Source organism: Salinivibrio sp. MA351 (assembly GCF_001996065.1).
GTDB lineage: Bacteria > Pseudomonadota > Gammaproteobacteria > Enterobacterales > Vibrionaceae > Salinivibrio > Salinivibrio costicola.
Map to the genome: position 1 here is coordinate 15230 of NZ_MUFG01000032.1, position 15106 is coordinate 30335.

Here is a 15106-nt window from a genome sequence, read left to right on the forward strand (position 1 = left end):
TATCCAAATTTGTTTCATTGTGCCCCCGACCTAATAGCCATTCAACCAAAAGTTAACCTGTTATATAAGGTTTCCGGTGATAGCTCACAGATAGAACGTTAAACGACGTGCTTGAGTGTATCGTAACAGTCAGTTTCTGCCCCACCCAGATCACATTGCGTTAAAAAAGACCGTTGATTTCAACGCTGAACCGATAGACTGGCTTCAGAGCTTAACCAATTGATGTGCCCACCGTTGATGACGCTGGGCGACGCTTTTCCGGAGGAAACTATGGCCGGCATCGATCAACTCCTCAAGCCTAAATCTATTGCGGTTATAGGTGCGTCCGACCGCAGCGGGCGCGCAGGCTACGTGATCACCCGCAACTTACAATCCGGTGGATTTCAAGGCCCTATCATGCCTGTCACACCTAAGTATCAAGCGGTTGCCGGCATTTTGGCGTATAAAACGATTGCGGACCTGCCACTTGTTCCCGACTTAGCCGTTCTCTGTACCCGTGGTGAAGCGACGCCAGCGCTTATCGAACAATTGGGAGAAAGAGGCGTTAAGCTCGTCATTGTGCTCGCAGCCGGGATGCGCGGCCAGCTCGACTCACTCGGCACAAGTCAGTACGCGATAATGCAACGGGTGGCAGAGAGATACACCATGCGCGTGCTTGGCCCCAATAGTTTGGGCATGATTTTGCCATGGCTTAACCTTAACGCATCCTTTGCACCTGTGCCGGCCAACAAAGGAAACATTGCTTTTGTCTCTCAATCGGCTGCCGTCTGTACCACTATTTTGGACTGGGCGCGAAATAAACGTATTGGCTTTTCAACCTTTATCTCATTGGGCGAAGCCTGTGATATTGATTTCCCCGAATTACTCGACTTTTTGTGTCGCGACAGTAAAACCGACGCGATTTTGCTCTACGTCGATTCAATTCGTGATGCACGGCGCTTTATCTCCGCTGCGCGAGCGGCCGCCCGAAACCGTCGTATTCTCGTATTGAAAAGTGGTCGTACCCGCGGTGGATCTGTTGCTCTTGAGCAACTTAGTCAGACCAGTACAGGGTTAGATGCCGCTTACGATGCTGCAATTCGTCGCTCTGGGATGTTACGTGTAAACAATACGCACGAGTTATTTGCCGCGGTCGAGACGCTGTCTCACTCCGTTCCTTTACGTGGAGAACGGCTCGCGATTATCACTAACGGCGGTGGGCCGGCTGTGATGGCGGTTGACACGCTGATGGATGCTGGGGGTAAGCTAGCGACCTTGAGTGACTCAACGCTTGACGCCCTAAATCAGGTCTTGCCTGCAAGCTGGTCGCATACGAACCCCATTGATCTGGTCGGAGATGCTGACACGCAGCGTTACCAAGCGGCAATAGATATCATGTTAAACAGTGATGAGGCCGACGCGGTTTTGATCATGCATTCCCCATCGGTCACGGCACCTGGACTGGCGACCGCCAAAGCCATCATTCATTCATTAAAAGAAAACCCTCGCGCGCGGCGCTTTAATATTTTAACGAATTGGCAAGGAGAGGGAGACGACGCCACAGTCGCCCGGCTGGCGTTCACGCATGCCGGCTTCCCAACCTATCGAACACCTGAAAGCGCCGTGACTGCTTATATGCACTTAGTAGAATATAGGCGCAACCAAAAGCAATTAATGGAAACCCCTACCTCGACTGGACTCATGGACTATGACTTATTGGCCGCACGGGCGTTTATCGAACAAGCAGAAGACATTGAGCATCTCACCCTAACGACCCATGAGGTACGACCCTTTTTAGAAGCTTATGGTATGCAGGTTATCTCTACCTGGCTCGCGACCGACGCGGTAGAAGCCGCCCAAATTGCCGAACAAGTTGGTTATCCTGTTGCCGTGAAGCTTCGCTCTTCCGATATTCGTCATAAATCAGATGTACAAGGCGTAATGTTGAATTTACGTACAGGGGCGGAAGTCGCTAATGCCGCTCAAGCGATCCTTGATCGCGTGTCTGTCACTTTTCCCAACGCCCACATCCAAGGATTATTGGTACAGTCGATGGCTCCGCGAGCGGGTGCCCAGGAGCTGCGCGTTACCATCAGTAATGATCCCGTTTTTGGTACCATCATTTTACTCGGAGAAGGCGGCTCTGATTGGGATGTCACCAAAGATGCGGCAGTCGGGATCCCGCCGCTTAATATGGCACTGGCGCGCTATCTTGTGATTGGCGCGATTAAAAGCGGTAAAATCAAGCAACGCGGCTTTCCTATTGCTATCGATGTATCGCGTCTATGTCAATTTTTAGTGACATTGTCACAAATGATCATTGATTGCCCGGAAGTCGATGAGCTCGATATCCACCCACTTCTGGTCGCTGGCGAGGAACTCACGGTTTTGGATGCATCGCTGCGGTTACGAGATTACGCGGGTAGCCAACAAAAGCGCTTAGCTATTCGGCCTTACCCTAAAGAATTGGAGCAATCGGTCACGCTTAAAAACGGACAAACCATTCTGCTGCGTCCTATTCTTCCCGAAGATGAGCCAACGCATAAGGCCTTTGTCGAAAAAGTGTCTGAAGAGGATCTATACCGCCGCTTTTTCTCTGACGTTGGCGAGCTAAATCATGAGGCGTTAGCGAATTTGACTCAAATTGACTATGACCGTGAAATGGCGATAGTGGCCACGTTCCAACTATCTTCCGGGAGAGAAGAAATCTGGGGAGTCGCGCGTTTATTGGCCGATCCTCAAAATACAGACGCCGAATTTGCGGTCTTAGTCCGCTCTGATTTAAAAGGTGTTGGTCTCGGCAGTGTGCTTATGGACACCATTATTAACTATGGCCGCCAGGCAGGCCTATCACGCATCACCGGGATGACCATGCCCAATAATCGAGGGATGATCGCACTCGCACAAAAATGCGGCTTTAGTATTGATGTGCAAATGGCCGATGGCATCGTCGATATGCAACTGCCGTTATCATCCAACGCGTAAGCGAAGACAACGCGCGACCAAAGCTGGTCAATTCAATCCAGCGCCTTCTTCATTCAAGACGAAGACTTATTAATCGGTATGTCGCCTGCTTGCATGTAAGGCGCAAGTAAATTGGGCAACTGTCTGACTAACCAGGATTTAGCATTGCCCATTCGATTGCGCTTCCAGGCTACTCCGAACTTGAGCTGAAACGGCTCTCCCCCTTTTAGGCGTTTTAAACGTCCGGCGTTGAGATCGTCTTGGACCCAAAACCAGGGCAACGTCCCTATGCCTTGGCCATTCAAAATGGCCGTATATTTGTCATGCATGGAACTGACGGTTAAGCGTGGTTGATTTTCCAGCACATTATAGGTTTTCGGCTGCATACCTCGCGCCGTGTCAGCAACCGCGACGCCACGGTATTTGGCGCGAACATCGGGTTCAACCGGGCGCGCTTCTTTATGTATCGGATGGTCGGGAGCGGCAACCCAATAGGCGCTCATTTCTCCCAGCGGTTGTACTTTTATCCCTTGAGGCACAGTATCAGGGATCGGCGCAATCAGTACATCTGCGCGCTCTTGTGCTAACGCCTCCCAACAGCCTGCTAGTATTTGCTCAGACAGTTTCAGCCGTGTACTACTCTTTTTAGCTAAACGCTCGATCAGCGGAAAAAAGAAGTCACTCTTAAACAATCCATCGTAGGCAAGACAAATTTCCAACTCCCAGCCGTGAGCCAATGATGCAGCATCCGCCACCATTTCATCTGCCGCTTTTAACAACATGCGCCCTCGCTCAACCAATAAATGGCCGGCATCAGTAAACGTCGCACGGTGGCCTGAACGATCAAAAATCACTAATCCAAGTTCGTCTTCAAGCTTTTGTACTTGATAGCTCAGCGATGAGGGCGCACGATTCAACGACTCAGCGGCAGCAGCAAAACTGCCTTTTCGCTCAATAGCATCAAGAACGTGTAAGGCTTCAAACGACAACATAATTTTCTCTCGATGATCACCCTAAAAAGGGCACGTAACAGATCTACACACTATATCAGGGTTTACCTTGCCACCCTATGGTAAATCGAAGGGCAATCACTCGTGAGGAAGCATTATGTGTTAGTCACGATAAATCAGGCATATAGCACAAAATAACCATCGATTTCGTTTCCTTTTTCGTCAAGGTGTCATACTCTAAAACAGAGGTGACAATGAGATTAGACCGTATAGAAATTGCAGGCTTCCGTGGCATCCGACGCCTATCACTCCAAGTCGATGAACTCACCGTGTTGATCGGCGAAAACGCATGGGGGAAATCGTCTCTTTTGGATGCACTGGAGCTCGCACTCCATCCCAGTGGCGATAAACCTCAGTTTAAACGCTCTGACTTTCATGTTGACCATGCCCTTGGCGTCGCACCAGAACAACAATTTCAGATTATTCTCCGTTGGCAGGAAAGTTTTCCGGGGGAGCATAAAGCTCGCCGTTATCGTCGTTTTAAGCCGCTCTGGAACGGTGAAAATGCCGGTTGCCGAACTTTAGATTACTGTCTGAACGCGACCATGCAAGAAAGTAAAGTTTCGGTACAGCGTGTATTCTTGTCTTGTCAGGGAGAGATAATTGAAAAGGTCGACAACGATGCGCTCGCAAGCCATTTAATGCAGATCCACCCCGTTGTTAGGGTACGTGATGCCCGACGTATGCGGGTACCTGGGCAAATGGTCAATAAAGACAATACGCGGGTTGAGCAACGTTTAGATAATACCTATCGCCGTTTATTAATGATGCCTGGGCACGTTAACAAAGGGGAAATAAAAAGTGGTCTGCATGCAATGCGTCAGCTACTCGATCACTATTTTGCCGCTGACGAGCATAGCCGCGCCCCCTATCCCATTCATGCTCCTGGCGCACTGTCGATTACCCATAATCAAATGCACCCCTTAGAAGCGGTTGCCGCCAATACATCTAACCAAAGCCGGCTCGTATTAATGGGGTTACTGAGTGCATTTGTGCGGGCGCGTGGCCCGAAACAACTCAAACGCAATGCCCGACCTATTATGTTGTTTGAAGATCCTGAAGGTCGGCTACACCCCACACTTTTAAATCAGGCATGGCGCCTCATCCAACTCATGCCCATGCAAAAACTGTTGACCACCAATAGCGGTGATTTGTTGGCTGGCGTTCAGCTCGATCATATTCGCCGGCTTGTACGCCATCCCACGGAAACACGTAGCCATCAAGTCCCTTCTCATCTACTGACGCAAGATGAACGTCGGCGTGTCACGTTCCACGTTCGCTTTCATCGTCCCAGCGCACTGTTCGCACGCTGCTGGTTATTGGTTGAAGGTGAAACTGAAATCTGGCTATTTAATGAGCTTGCACGATTACAAGGTTATGACTTTGCAGCGGAGGGTGTCCATTTGATTGAGTTTGCACAAAGCGGACTTAGGCCACTCATCAAGACCGCCAAGGCACTGGGCATTGAATGGCACCTTGTCGCCGATGGTGATATGGCAGGAAAGAAGTACGCAGCCACCGCGCGAGGACAAATCGAGCATCAGCCCGAAGGAGCAAGACTGACGGTACTGCCCGATAGAGATATTGAGCATTATTTATATAACAATGGCTATGAGCCGTTGTTTCGCGAGATGGCTGGCGTGGCGAGCCAGCAGCCGCACATGAACGATAAGCGTATCATCGCCAAGGCGTTAAAGCGCTACGCAAAACCCGATGCCGCCCTGGCCATTATTGCTTATACAGAAAATGAGCTGAATACGCCGATCCCTAAACTGCTCCGTTGGGTTATTCAGCGTGCCATCGGGCTAGCTAGAGGCGTTGGATAACGCCTCAAACACACTTATTGTTCGACGCGTTGGAAAAACAGCGTCACTTTGCCCACTTCAATGCCCCATTTTCGCATCGAGGTCACGTTAAAGAGATGATCATCATCTTGACGGAACATCCAGTCATCAAAGTGGAACTGATATTCACTCTCGCCAACAGGCACCACTAAATCATAGCGCCAATTCAGGGCATTACCCGCAACGACACCCCTTGCCTCGCCGACGATATCGCCAGCCGTCCCCGTATAAGTACCATCTTGATGACGCGTAATCGTCCACACGCGCGTTTGGGTTTCTCCGTCCGCATAGATAAACGATTCATCCAATGTGAGCGTGTCACCGTCGACCGTTCCCTCAATATCCACTTCGAAGCGGCGGGTTTGCTCCCCTGTAAAGTCTTGGACCATGCCCCACGCTTTGGTATGTCCATCAAAATACTCGAACATGTTGAACGCCGGCTCACGATCTTGATAATCATCGATATCCGCCGAACAAGCAGCAAGCATGATAACGCTTGCAAGGGTAAGGCATGCCCGGTTAAAACTGCGGGTCCACTTTGTCATGATGCTTCTCCTAATAATGCGCGCCGATGATCGGGGTACTCTGTGTTTTCTGATAACCAGATAGCTAAAAAGGCGTCGGCTAGATCTGTGTCATCGATCACTAATGTGGTGCGCCAATCTTGCCCTTGAGATTGATAATGGAAAACGCCTTTGTCCTTGTAGCGAACAAACGCAAGTCGATCGTCTTCGGCAATATCGCCCCACGCATCATTAAGCGCAGTTTGCCAGCGTTCACGTTGTGAAGCCGAATAACCTAAATGCGCCCATTGGTCGTTAGTGGCTTTCATCAAGCGCTCGTCGCTAATATCACGGGCATACGTGATCACCAGAGCATGAGGTAATGGTGGTTCGTAATCGCCTGATGGCGTGCGTAATGACGATTGATAAATCGTCCACCAGCCCCAAGTTAAGGTCGCTTCCCCCACTTCGGGCCATTGCTGCCAGGCCATCGAGCCGCCGGTCGTTGGCTGCTCAGCTTGCACGGAAGTTGCCATGGTGAGAATGAAGCTGGCAATAAGTACTTTCCATCCTGTCATTGTTGTCCCCTTGTTGCCGCCATTCGGGCCTCTACTTTGTGTTGTAACCAACGCATTAAGGCAACGAATAACACATTGTATATCGCCCAAACGCCGAGTAATACCACGCCCGTTATCCAAAAGGATTGCGGGAATGATAATGCACCGAGTCGCTCTCCCGCGAGATAACTGCTTGCTCCCCCCACACTGCCAATGCATGTGATCAACCAAATTGGCCGAGCGAGCACGAGTTCACGCATAAGCCACGCAAAGGCGCAAAAACCCAACCAAAGTAAAATAAGCCAAGAAGGCATGATCAGTGAGCTGGTGTCGACAGCTAACCACTGCGTATACAGCATCACACTGTCACCAATGATGCCTAATGGGGCAAGAGTTAAGATCCCAGCGATCACGGTACGATCATAGGCGATCGCAGCCAGTAACATCGCTCCCATCAACCATTGTAAACTCGGCGGCCCGATAGCCGCCGAAAACCAGTACACGTTGAACAATAAAGAGATCAACACAAAACGCATTATTTAGGCCTCTCGCCAAGCCGGACGACTGAGCAACAGCTGGACTGCACTGATGGTTCGCTCTCTGAAGCCGCCTTCGCAATAGCAAAAATAAAAACGCCACAGGCGCGCAAAACGATCGTCGTATCCGTATTCCCGCAAGGTCTCTGCTTGTTGATTAAACCGGGTATGCCAGTCAGCTAGCGTTTGCGCGTAATCCAAACCAATGTCTTTTAAATCCCGCATCACAAAGTCCGTTTGGGCGGTGAAGTGATCAAGTAAGACGTTTACCGAGGGCAAAAACCCTCCCGGGAAAATGTGCTTTTGAATAAAATCGACATTGCGACTGTAATGGTCATAACGTTGATCCGCTATTGTAATCGCTTGAATCGCCATCAAACCACTCGGCTTGAGTAGTGACTGACACTTCCGCACAAAGGTATCTAGGTATTCTTTGCCTACCGCTTCAATCATCTCTATCGAGACAAGTTTGTCGTACTCGCCGGTCAGATCGCGGTAATCCTCTTTAAGCAATGTGATCTGATTATCTAACCCCTCTCGTGCAATACACGCCTGTGCCCAAGCATGCTGTTCTTCCGAGATGGTGGTGGTAGTAACGCGACAGCCGTAATGCTTTGCGGCATAGATCGCCATGCCACCCCAACCTGTGCCAATTTCGATCAGGTGATCATCAGGCGTCAGCGACAGTTGTCGGCAGAGACGATCCATTTTTTCGATTTGCGCCGCTTCTAGTGAGGCTTCCTTTTCCGGATAAATCCCACTGGAATACAGCATTTGATCATCGAGAAAGTGACGATACAGATCGTTGCCAAGATCATAATGCGCGGCAATATTGCGGCGTGCTGTGTCTTTCTCGTTACGATTGCGCCAATGTGCCAGTTTATGACCGAGGCTCACCAACCAACCCGTGTGCTTTTCTATCCGATCAATCGCCGGCAAATTACGAGCAAAGACCCGAATCACGTCGGTTAGACTGGGCGATTCCCACCAGCCTTCAATATAAGCTTCGGCGGCTGCAATACTGCCACCGGTCAAAATCCGAGTATAAAAACGTGGATCATGGACTAAGACTGATGCATGTAATTGTGCCTGAGGATCTCCGCACTGCAAGGTCTGACCCTGCTCATCAACGAGCGAAATGGAAGCATCTTTGACGTGTGCCATTAACGTATAAACCAACTGCTTCGCGTAATGCTCTTTACGCGTCAATGTGCGTTGACTTTGAGGTACGTCCGTTACAGACATAATTACTCCTTCTTCGCACCCGGGTGCGGATAAAACGGTGCGCCCTTTATCCAAAGTTTGAGCGCTTGCCAATAAATACCAATGAGAACTTTTACTGTCTCTATCGGTGTCCGGATCAATAACTTACCCAATGTTTTTGAGGTAAAAGGCCGTCGTTGTAGGCCAAGTGTCGCGTCAAACTCCTTGGCTTCGCGGTGCGCTTCAAGATGCAAGTGCACGCGCTCGCGGGGCGGACGAAGACGCCAATGATAGCGTTGTTCTATTGGATTGAACGGCGACACATGAAACGCTTTATCATTTTCCCAACGCGTACCGGCCGGAACCGCGTAATAGTGGCGCTCGCCCCAAGGAGTGTTACTGACTTCTGCAAGCACGTAGCGCCAGTTATTGTCGTGATCATAGACGTAGTAAAAATTCGCCGGACTAAAATACACGCCGAGATAACGCAGCTGACACAGCGCATAAACTTTTCCTTCTATGCGCTCGCCCGTGAGTGTGTATACCTTGTCAAGACACGCCGCTTTGGTATCTTCTCGCCCATCTAAATAATCTCGATAATCAAAGGCCGCCCAGCCCCATTTACCCAGCCGGAACCCCGTGACCTGTGACGACAGTAATGCCAATTCGTCTAGGTCAATCAACGGCATAAAAACAGGATACGTGAACGTATGTTTGATCGGTGTATAGCGCCGATGCCGGACCTGGCCGACATACAAACCGCTATTCAAAGTTACAACCGACTCAGTCACGAATTGATGCCCTCCACCACGTCAAGTGCACTTTTAACCCCATCTTCATGAAAACCGTTATACCAATACGCGCCACAGAACCAGCTTTGCTGTTGGCCATTAATCTGATGACGCTTTTGCTGTGCTGCGACGCTCTCGGTATTAAACACAGGGTGTGCATACACAAAACGACGTAAAATCTTACTGGGTTCTATTCTGTGTGTTTGATTGAGCGTGACACAAAACGTCTCAGGCGACTGAATTGATTGCAATATATTCATATTGTAGGTCAAAGCTGCCGGATCCGTGTCTATTTCTTCTGACAAGGGCAAATGATAATTCCAGCTCGCCCATGCACCTTGTCGCTTAGGTAACAGAGAGGTGTCCGTATGTAGCACCACTTCATTATCTTGATAAGGAATGGCGCCGAGAACGTCACGCTCTGCATCACTGGGATCGGCCAACATAGCAAGCGCTTGATCGCTATGACACGCGAATACCACCTGATCAAACACCTGCTCGCCCTTATCCGTGGTGACATAGACCGCGCCTTGATCACGTCGAACCTGTTTTACCGGCGTATTGAGATGAATTTTATCGGCAAAAGCCGGTGTCAGTTTTTTCACGTATTCGCGTGAACCACCTGGTATCACATACCACTGCGGTCGATTCGTTACATCTAACAAACCATGATTTTGGAAAAACCGTAGGAAAAAGGCTAATGGAAATCCACGCATATCCGACAGCGTTGACGACCAAATGGCCGCCCCCATCGGTAAGATATAGTTTTGACAAAAATAATCACTGAACCCATGTTGGTTAAGGAAATCCCCTAAGGTATTCAATGATGAAGACGAGGCGCTATCTTTCGCTGCGTAAGCGTCACGTGCGAGACGATTAAAGCGCATGATTTCGGCCAGAAAGCGATAAAAACGTACATTAACGATATTGCGTTTTTGCGCAAACAACGACGACAAGCTGTGGCCGTTATATTCTAAGCCGTTTGCATCGTTGCGCACACTAAAACTCATTTGTGAAGGCTGACGTCCAACCCCGATGTCATTGAGCAAGCGCTCATAATTTGGATAAGTTCTGTCATTAAAGACGATAAAGCCGGTATCAATCGCGTATTGACCACTTTCGACCTCAATATCAACGGTCGCCGTGTGACCACCGAGGTAGTCATTCGCTTCAAATAACTGAATATCATGTTGTTTGTTAAGGTAATGGGCGCACGTTAACCCGGCAATGCCCGAACCAATAATGGCAATTTTCATGGTTTAGTTCCTTGTCATACGTCGAGCAAGGGCTATCTGCCAAGACATAGGCAGTAGCGCTAAAAATTTAAGAATAAACGTGAATTTTCGTGGGAAATGCACTTCTGTCTTGCCTTTGGCTAATCCAGACTGGATCGCTGCCGAGGCTTGTTTGACACTGACTCGCATCGGCATAGCAAAGTCATTTTTGTCCGTGAGCGGGGTTTCCACGAAACCAGGAGAAACAAGTGACACTGTCACTCCTTGCTGAGCAAGATCGGCGGATAACGTATTGGCGATATAGCTGATCGCCGCTTTGGAGGCGCCATAAGCTTCTGCTCGGGGTAGCGGCATGTAACTGGCAGAGGAACCCACGATCGCAAGATGGGTCGCATCACTAAAACCCGCTTGTAATGCTTCAATACAATTGAGCACACCAAAGACATTGATATCAAACACGCGCTTAAACAACGACACATCGATCCGACCTTGATCGATATATTCGCAGGTTCCCGCGTTTAAAATGATCAAATCTGGCACCACACTGAGGCTACCCAATGCTTGATGTGTTTGTTCACTATCGGTCGCGTCAAACGCCAAGGGGGTGAGAGATGCATGATCATTTGCCATTGCAGACAGTTTGTCTTGATTGCGCCCACACGCGGTGACTTGCCAGCCTTGTCGCGCATAATCTCGAGCCAACTGTTCGCCAATGCCAGAGGTGGCGCCTGTGATCACTACGTGTTTCATTGTCCTAACCTCGTTTTAATCTGTTTCAGTAAGCGCCCGAGAACAGGCAATGCTTCATATAGCATTTCACCCATGTCAAAGTAGTCACGATGACGGATAATTTTGCCCTCGCTAAAGCGCAAGTGAGAGCAACCTTGAACCTGACGCGCTTTGCCTTTTTCTAACTTTGGATGCGAGAGTGTCATGGTCCAGGTGACAAATGCGTCATCGTCTTCGACCGTGGTGTGATGAATAACAAATTGACAGTCAGTAACATTCTCATAAAGCACAGTAAAATACTGAATGAAGGCTGCCAGTCCGACAATCTCATGTGCCGGGTCACGAAACACGATCTCTGGATGATAAAGAGTTTCTAATGACGTTAAGTTACGTTTGTTTAATGCCTTATAAATAGACACAAACTGCTTCACTCCGGCTTGTGTATCATTATGTGCCATTAAAACGACTCCTGAGGCTGGTTTTTAGCCGCTTCAAATAAGGCTAACGCTTTCTTTCTTTGTTTCGCGTGATCAACCACAGGTCGTGGATAATCTATTGATTGAGCATACTTTTCTGCCCATTGCCAGGGTTGATGAACATGCTTGCCAGGCACCGATTTTAAAGCCGGAATCCAGCGGCGGATAAAACGGCCATCACTATCAAACCGCTCTCCTTGTGTTGTTGGGTTAAAAATCCGGAAGTAAGGCTGCGCATCGGTGCCGACAGATGCCGACCACTGCCAACCGCCATTGTTTGATGCAAAGTCGCCATCAATCAGTTTGGACATAAAATAGTCTTCGCCCCAGCGCCAGTCGATCAGCAAATCTTTGGTTAAAAAGCTCGCCACGATCATTCGTAAGCGGTTGTGCATCCAGCCGGTTTGATTCAGTTGCTGCATGGCGGCATCGACAATCGGATAACCCGTTTTTCCGTTTTTCCACGCCTCAAACAAGGTTGAGTCGTTTTCCCAGACCACCGACTCTCCCCAGCTTAAAAAACACTGCCGCTTGCTAATTGCAGGGTTCTGCGCGCTGACTTCTTGATAAAAATCTCGCCAAATAAGCTCAGACAACCAGGTAGCAGCGCCGGTATCGGGCTCACGCCAATCGCCGTTTTCCGCCTGAAGTCGGGCTAAGCATTGTCGTGGTGACAAGGCGCCGATGGCGAGATAAGGGGAAAGCTGACTGGTGCCATCCATCGCAGGAAAGTCACGGTGCTTTTTGTAATCTGCCGCTCGCTCGCGACAGTATTCGCGCAAACAATCAAGGATCCCTTTTTCGTCACTCGCCCACGCAGAGACATCTACGGTTGGGTAGACAAACTCAATCGGGGCGAGTTGAGAAAAGATGTCTCTCACCACAGATGTTTCTTCTCGCACAGACGGCGCTCTACGGGGCGATAAGTCCAAGTTATCAAGCGCGCGCAAGCACGCTTTTTTAAACGGGGTAAACACTTTGTATGCTTCTCCCTTGCCTGACTTTATCGTTCCAGGGGCAAATAAATTGCGATCGGCATAGGTATGCCAAGCAATCCCTCGGGCAGCTAAATCAGCCTGTACGCGTTCATCTCGTTTGACTTCATTGAGCTCGTACTCATGATTGGCGAATACCGCTTGTGCATCTGTTTGTGTGGCATACTCTGCCACTGTCCGCGCCGCCTCAGTAAAATCATTCGCCCGTTCAACCACTAATGGGATGTTGAGTGCTTTTAGCTCCTCACGCAGCGCTTCGAGCCGTGCTTGAATAAGTCCGGCTTGTGCGGGTGCAAGCTGGTGCTCAGCCCACTGCTGTGGTGTTTCGATAAAAATCCCGACAACAGGGCTAGATGACGCACTCGCGGCACTCAACGCCAAGTTGTCTAACACACGTAAATCGCGCCGAAACCAAACTAGATGCATAACGTCTTGTTCTCCCTCAAATCCTCGAGCTCGTCACCGTGTACGGAGTAAATGAATGCCTGGCTCACCACCTCAATCTCATTTTGCGACAGACAAAGACGTAGTTGGTTAAGCTGCGTACGATCAAGTCGATGGTTTGCCATCACCGCCAGTGTTTTAATTTGCTGCTCGCGCATGACCTCTAAAATCAAACTTAACTGGCTGTGTGCCTGTGAAAGTATAGTGACGTTGTAACCTTTTTCGTGAAGAGCTACCGCCATTAACAAACGTTGATACTCACTGGTTGGGTTGAGCGATACCAACCAACAAGTTGCTCGCGTGTTTCTCTTGGCATTCGCGGCGATCACCGACCGGCACTGTTCAATCACAGTGGTTTGCCAAAGATCACGCTGTAGCATACTGACCGCTCCATCGTGATGACTGAGCCATTGATCGACGGGTGTCATGACATGCTCGACCAACCAGTAAAAGGGATACTCTTTGAAGAGTTGGTCCAAACTTTGGCTAAGGCGCCTCACCGAGAACGTATGAATACAATCGATCAAATCTCGAGCGACACCGTTGTCTTGGACATCGATAGATGCGGACGTTTGCACCAACAAGGGTTTCACTTTGCTAATTGGCACACCTTTGTCTAACCACTGAAGAATGCTCGCAATCGTGCTGACGTCATCGTCACTGTATAAACGGTGGCCTTTTGCGGTTCTTGCTGGTGACAATAAGCCATAACGACGCTGCCAAGCGCGTAAGGTCACAGGATTAACGCCCGTTTGCTCTGCGACCTGACTAATAGTGAGTGTGTGGGATCCCTCACAAGCCATAACGTAACCTCAGTGCGTCGGGGTATGGCTTGAGATAGACTTGATTGGCCAGATAATCGTCGGGATGATTATGTAAATGATGTGAAATTAAGGTCAAAGGCGCCAGTAATGGCATGGTGCCTTGACGATAGGCGTGGATAAGGTTCGCCAATTCTGCTTTTTGGCCTTTATCGAGATTATTTTTAAAATAACCTTGTAGATGCATTAGCACATTGGTGTGCTTTTTACGGGTAGCGCGAATGGCAATCGCCTGCATAAAAGCGGTCCGATACTGTTCAAAGAATGCATCGATATCGTAATGCCCAATGTTCGCCATAAAACGCCCTAACTCGCGATAACGTTCGGGCGAGTGTGCCATCAACACCAATTTGTATCGGGAATGAAAATCAACTAGAGCTTTTTTAGTGACGCCACCTTCAACACTTTTATAGAGATCATCGAGCGCGAACAAACGGAACACGAAATTCTCTTTTAAGATAGGATCATTAAGGCGACCATCTTCTTCTATAGGTAGCCAAGGCATCTGCGCCATCAGTGCTTGCGTGTACAAGCCAACCCCTGAAATATCAGAGGCGTAGCCATTTTCGCGATACACTTTGACCCGCTCCATGCCACACGTTGGTGACTTTGCGCAGACGATGTATCCGCGGAGTGCTTTGTGTTCTAGCTCTTCCGCTTTGCGCTCACTAAACGCGATCATTTTATCCGTGTAGTCTTTTTGTTGATCCTTGGTTTCAACAAGCTTTACAGAGTGATCGCCTTTATCGACCAGCCTAATCGCCGGACGGGGAACAGGAAGACCAATCCCCACTTCAGGGCACACGGGCACGAAATCCACATAAGGACCTAACTCTTTCGTGACGAATGTGCTGCGCTTATGGCCACTGTCAAAGCGGACTTTTTCACCGATCACACAGGCGCTTACACCAACTGGAAACGACATGCCTTACCTCTACACTCACTGTGCGACGGGTGCCGCACTTGTACATTTATATTATCTTGTACAAGTAAAGGTAGAGGATAGATCAAAATTGTAC

General features: G+C 49.3%; 14 protein-coding genes. 2 read left to right on the forward strand and 12 right to left on the reverse strand.

Translation table 11 applies throughout. From position 1 onward, the window contains the following. The first annotated feature begins 270 nt into the window (after positions 1 to 270). Complete coding sequence (locus tag BZG78_RS13815; protein ID WP_077661523.1) at positions 271 to 2964, forward strand: bifunctional acetate--CoA ligase family protein/GNAT family N-acetyltransferase; 2694 nt, start codon at positions 271 to 273, stop codon at positions 2962 to 2964. A gap of 53 nt (positions 2965 to 3017) precedes the next feature. Here the strand turns inward: BZG78_RS13815 and BZG78_RS13820 are convergent, their stop codons facing one another. Beyond that, a complete protein-coding gene (locus tag BZG78_RS13820; RefSeq protein WP_025744581.1) occupies positions 3018 to 3935 on the reverse strand; it encodes a LysR family transcriptional regulator in 918 nt (305 codons plus the stop codon). Between the two features lie 212 nt (positions 3936 to 4147). On the opposite strand from BZG78_RS13820, the gene BZG78_RS13825 reads away from it, so the two are divergent. After that, positions 4148 to 5779 (forward strand): DUF2813 domain-containing protein, encoded by a 1632-nt coding sequence (locus BZG78_RS13825; RefSeq protein WP_077661524.1) that lies wholly within the window; start codon positions 4148 to 4150, stop codon positions 5777 to 5779. Positions 5780 to 5793: 14 nt separating this feature from the next. On the opposite strand, the gene BZG78_RS13830 is transcribed toward BZG78_RS13825, so the two are convergent. From BZG78_RS13830 to BZG78_RS13880, 11 genes are read right to left on the reverse strand one after another with little or no spacing between them, the layout of a single operon-like run. Continuing rightward, positions 5794 to 6285, reverse strand: coding sequence for a DUF3833 domain-containing protein (locus tag BZG78_RS13830; RefSeq protein WP_051503302.1), 492 nt, complete (start codon positions 6283 to 6285; stop codon positions 5794 to 5796). 53 nt (positions 6286 to 6338) lie between these two features. Next, the gene (locus BZG78_RS13835; protein WP_242413030.1) at positions 6339 to 6878 is read right to left on the reverse strand and encodes a chalcone isomerase family protein; all 540 of its coding nucleotides are present in this window, start codon (positions 6876 to 6878) and stop codon (positions 6339 to 6341) included. Further along, positions 6875 to 7393 (reverse strand): DUF2878 domain-containing protein, encoded by a 519-nt coding sequence (locus BZG78_RS13840; RefSeq protein ID WP_077661525.1) that lies wholly within the window; start codon positions 7391 to 7393, stop codon positions 6875 to 6877. The genes BZG78_RS13835 and BZG78_RS13840 overlap by 4 nt, the downstream gene beginning before the upstream one ends. 3 nt (positions 7394 to 7396) lie before the next feature. Next, on the reverse strand, positions 7397 to 8638 hold the full coding sequence (locus BZG78_RS13845; RefSeq protein ID WP_025744576.1) for a cyclopropane-fatty-acyl-phospholipid synthase family protein: 1242 nt from the start codon (positions 8636 to 8638) through the stop codon (positions 7397 to 7399). 2 nt (positions 8639 to 8640) lie between these two features. After that, positions 8641 to 9387, reverse strand: a complete 747-nt coding sequence (locus BZG78_RS13850) for a DUF1365 domain-containing protein (RefSeq protein ID WP_198532308.1) — start codon at positions 9385 to 9387, stop codon at positions 8641 to 8643. Next, positions 9384 to 10643, reverse strand: a complete 1260-nt coding sequence (locus tag BZG78_RS13855; protein WP_037367761.1) for an FAD-dependent oxidoreductase — start codon at positions 10641 to 10643, stop codon at positions 9384 to 9386. The genes BZG78_RS13850 and BZG78_RS13855 overlap by 4 nt, the downstream gene beginning before the upstream one ends. A 3-nt stretch (positions 10644 to 10646) precedes the next feature. Next, positions 10647 to 11372 carry an SDR family NAD(P)-dependent oxidoreductase gene (locus BZG78_RS13860; protein WP_077661526.1) on the reverse strand — a complete coding sequence of 242 codons (726 nt, stop codon included), beginning with the start codon at positions 11370 to 11372 and terminating at the stop codon, positions 10647 to 10649. Then, the gene (locus tag BZG78_RS13865; protein WP_077661527.1) at positions 11369 to 11809 is read right to left on the reverse strand and encodes a nuclear transport factor 2 family protein; all 441 of its coding nucleotides are present in this window, start codon (positions 11807 to 11809) and stop codon (positions 11369 to 11371) included. The genes BZG78_RS13860 and BZG78_RS13865 overlap by 4 nt, the downstream gene beginning before the upstream one ends. Further along, positions 11809 to 13248: a deoxyribodipyrimidine photo-lyase gene (phrB, locus tag BZG78_RS13870; RefSeq protein ID WP_077661528.1), complete on the reverse strand. Its 1440-nt coding sequence runs from the start codon at positions 13246 to 13248 to the stop codon at positions 11809 to 11811. Before phrB ends, BZG78_RS13865 begins: the two co-directional genes overlap by 1 nt. Further along, the gene (locus BZG78_RS13875) at positions 13239 to 14069 is read right to left on the reverse strand and encodes a MerR family transcriptional regulator (RefSeq protein ID WP_025744573.1); all 831 of its coding nucleotides are present in this window, start codon (positions 14067 to 14069) and stop codon (positions 13239 to 13241) included. The genes phrB and BZG78_RS13875 overlap by 10 nt, the downstream gene beginning before the upstream one ends. Next, positions 14059 to 15012: a DUF523 and DUF1722 domain-containing protein gene (locus tag BZG78_RS13880; RefSeq protein ID WP_077661529.1), complete on the reverse strand. Its 954-nt coding sequence runs from the start codon at positions 15010 to 15012 to the stop codon at positions 14059 to 14061. Before BZG78_RS13880 ends, BZG78_RS13875 begins: the two co-directional genes overlap by 11 nt. Positions 15013 to 15106 lie beyond the last annotated feature (94 nt).